This window comes from Streptomyces sp. NPDC058964, assembly GCF_042741275.1.
Classification (GTDB): Bacteria; Actinomycetota; Actinomycetes; order Streptomycetales; family Streptomycetaceae; genus Streptomyces.
Genome location: NZ_JBHYKH010000724.1, coordinates 1 through 3,442, shown reverse-complemented (window position 1 = coordinate 3,442; position 3,442 = coordinate 1). Strand labels below are relative to the sequence as shown.

At 71.2% G+C, this 3,442-nt stretch carries 3 protein-coding genes and 1 pseudogene; all 4 read left to right on the top strand.

Features of this window, described 5'->3' with window-relative positions; translation table 11 throughout:
- On the top strand, positions 1-580 hold a 580-nt coding region (locus ACFW2E_RS43715; protein ID WP_384476806.1), incomplete at its 5' end, for a transaldolase family protein.
- Positions 580-2,166 carry a glucose-6-phosphate dehydrogenase gene (gene zwf, locus ACFW2E_RS43710; protein ID WP_384476804.1) on the top strand — a complete coding sequence of 529 codons (1,587 nt, stop codon included), beginning with the start codon at positions 580-582 and terminating at the stop codon, positions 2,164-2,166. The genes ACFW2E_RS43715 and zwf, both read left to right, overlap by 1 nt.
- Positions 2,163-3,089, top strand: a complete 927-nt coding sequence (gene opcA / locus ACFW2E_RS43705; protein ID WP_384476801.1) for a glucose-6-phosphate dehydrogenase assembly protein OpcA — start codon at positions 2,163-2,165, stop codon at positions 3,087-3,089. The genes zwf and opcA overlap by 4 nt, the downstream gene beginning before the upstream one ends.
- A gap of 1 nt (position 3,090) precedes the next feature.
- Positions 3,091-3,442 (top strand): annotated as a pseudogene (locus ACFW2E_RS43700) (glucose-6-phosphate isomerase); the annotation flags it as partial.

The following is a 3,442-nucleotide window of genomic DNA, read 5'->3' as shown; positions in this document are numbered from 1 at the left end:
CGGGCGGGCGAGCGCGCGCCCCGCCGACGCGGGGCTGGCGCGGGCGCCCCTCCACTCCGTCGCCTCCTTCTTCGTCTCCCGTGTCGACAGCGAGATTGACAAGCGGCTGACCGCTCTCGGCACGCAGGAGGCGCTCGGCCTCAGGGGCAGGGCCGCGCTCGCCAACGCGCGGCTGGCCTACGAGTCGTACCAGGAGGACTTCTCCTCGGACCGGTGGAGCGCGCTGGAGAACGCGGGCGCCAACCGGCAGCGCCCGCTGTGGGCCTCGACCGGTGTGAAGGACCCGGCGTACAAGGACACCCTGTACGTCGACGAGCTGGTCGCGCCCGGCACGGTCAACACCATGCCCGAGGCCACCCTGAACGCCGTCGCCGACCACGGCGACATCACCGGCGACACCGTGACCGGCGGCTACGAGCGGGCCCGTGCCGACCTCGCGGCCGTCGAGGGGCTCGGCATCTCCTACGACGAGGTCGTGCGGCAGCTGGAGGACGAGGGCGTCGCCAAGTTCGAGGCGGCCTGGAACGACCTGCTGGACGCCGTCACGAAGTCCCTCACCAGCAAGGGAGTTGACGCGTAATGACCACCACGCCCGACAAGGGAACGGCACCGGACGAGGTGCGCGTGCCCCTCGTACCGGCGGCCGAATGGGCGAACCCGCTGCGCGACGCACGCGACCGCCGTCTGCCCCGCATCGCCGGACCGTCCGGCCTGGTCATCTTCGGCGTCACCGGCGACCTGTCCCGCAAGAAGCTGATGCCGGCCGTGTACGACCTGGCCAACCGCGGTCTGCTGCCGCCGGGCTTCTCCCTGGTGGGCTTCGCCCGCCGGGACTGGGAGGCCCAGGACTTCGCGCAGGTGGTGCACGACGCGGTGCGCGAGCACTCGCGCACGCCGTTCCGCGAGGAGGTCTGGCAGCAGCTCGCCGAGGGCATGCGGTTCATCCCCGGTGACTTCGACGACGACACCGCGTTCAAGCAGCTGCGCGACGCGGTCGAGGAACTGAACGCCTCCCGGGGCACCGGTGGCAACTTCGCCTTCTATCTCTCCGTACCGCCGAGGTTCTTCCCGAAGGTCGTGCAGCAGCTGAAGAAGCACGGCCTGGCGAGCCCGCCGAAGGGCTCCTGGCGGCGCGCGGTCATCGAGAAGCCCTTCGGGCGCGACCTGAGGTCGGCCCATGAGCTGAACGCCGTCCTGCACGACGTGTTCGAGCCCGACCAGGTCTTCCGCATCGACCACTACCTGGGCAAGGAGACCGTCCAGAACATCCTGGCGCTGCGCTTCGCCAACACGATGTTCGAGCCGATCTGGAACCGGTCGTACGTCGACCACGTGCAGATCACCATGGCCGAGGACATCGGCATCGGCGGCCGCGCCGGCTACTACGACGGCATCGGCTCGGCCCGTGACGTCATCCAGAACCACCTGCTCCAGCTGATGGCGCTGACCGCGATGGAGGAGCCCATCGCCTTCGACGCGGAGGCGCTGCTCACCGAGAAGCTGAAGGTGCTCAAGTCGGTGCGGCTGCCGAAGGACCTGGGCGCGCACACCGTGCGCGGGCAGTACGCGGGCGGCTGGCAGGGCGGTGAGAAGGTGGTCGGCTACCTCCACGAGGACGGCATCGACCCCCAGTCCAGGACCGACACCTACGCTGCGGTCAAGCTGGAGATCGACAACCGCCGCTGGGCGGGCGTCCCCTTCTACCTGCGCACCGGCAAGCGGCTCGGCCGCCGGGTCACCGAGATCGCGGTGGTCTTCAAGCGGGCCCCGCACTCCCCCTTCGACTCCACGGCCACCGAGGAGCTCGGGCAGAACGCGATCGTCATCCGCGTCCAGCCCGACGAGGGCATGACCGTGCGGTTCGGCTCCAAGGTGCCGGGAACCTCGATGGAGATCCGGGACGTGACGATGGACTTCGCCTACGGCGAGTCGTTCACGGAGTCCAGCCCGGAGGCGTACGAGCGGCTCATCCTGGACGTACTGCTCGGCGATGCCAACCTGTTCCCCCGCCACCAGGAAGTGGAAGAGTCCTGGAAGATCCTCGACCCGATCGAGGAGTACTGGGCGACGCACGGCAGGCCGGCGCAGTACGCGTCGGGCAGCTGGGGACCCGGGGAAGCCGACGAGATGCTCGCACGAGACGGACGGAGCTGGCGCAGGCCATGAAGATCGACCTGACCGACACCACGGCAAGCAAGATCAACAAGGCGCTGGTCCAGGGCCGCCGCGCCATCGGGACGCCGGCCGTGGGGATGGTCCTGACGATGGTCATCGTCACGGACGAGGAGAACGCCTACGACTCGATCAAGGCGGCCGAGGAGGCCTCGCACGAGCACCCCTCGCGCACCCTGGTCGTCATCAAGCGGCACGCCCGCACCCCGCGCGAGCGCACGCAGTCGCGGCTCGACGCCGAGGTCCGGGTGGGCTCCGAGGCCGGCACCGGTGAGACGGTCGTGCTGCGGACCTACGGCGAGGTGTCCGACCACGCCGACTCCGTGGTGCTGCCGCTGCTGCTGCCGGACGCGCCGGTCGTCGTCTGGTGGCCGGCGGACGCGCCCGAGGTGCCCGCCAAGGACCCGCTGGGCGCCCTGGCGCAGCGCAGGATCACCGACCTGTACGCCGTCGAGCACCCGATCGAGGCCCTCGACGCCCGCGCCCGCGCCTACACGCCCGGCGACACCGACCTCGCCTGGACCCGTCTGACCCCGTGGCGCTCGATGCTGGCGGCGGCCCTGGACCAGGCCCGGGTGCCGGTGGTCTCGGCCGCCGTGGAGAGCGAGGCCGACAACCCGGCCGCCGAACTGCTCGCCCGCTGGCTGGAAGTACGGCTGAAGGTCAAGGCCGACCGCGTGGTCACCGGCGGGCCGGTCGTCACCGCCGTACGCCTCGGCACCGCGTCCGGCGAGATCGTCATCGACCGGCCCGAGGGGCCGCTGGCCACCCTGACCCTGCCGGGCCAGCCGCCGCGCACCCTCGCCCTGGGGGTCCGCCCCACCTCCGAGCTGATCGCCGAGGAGCTCCGCCGCCTCGACGCCGACGAGATGTACGCCATCGCCCTGCGCGGCGAGGGCACCGAGGAGAGCGCCTGACATGTCCGGCAACGCCAAGCTCAACCAGCGGCCCGAGTGGACGGCGCTCGCCGACCACCGCGCCCAGTGGCAGACCCATCTGCGGGAGCTGTTCGAGACGGACCCCGAGCGTGCCGGGCGGTACGTCGTGCGGGTGGGTGACCTGCTGATCGACTACAGCAAGCACCTGGTCACCGACGAGACCCTGGCGCTGCTGCGGGAACTGGCCGCCGCCACCGACGTGTCCGGGCTGCGCGACGCCATGTTCCGCGGCGAGCGGATCAACACGACCGAGAACCGCGCGGTCCTGCACACCGCGCTGCGCGCCCCGCGGGACGCGGTGATCGAGGTCGACGGGGAGAACGTCGTGCCCG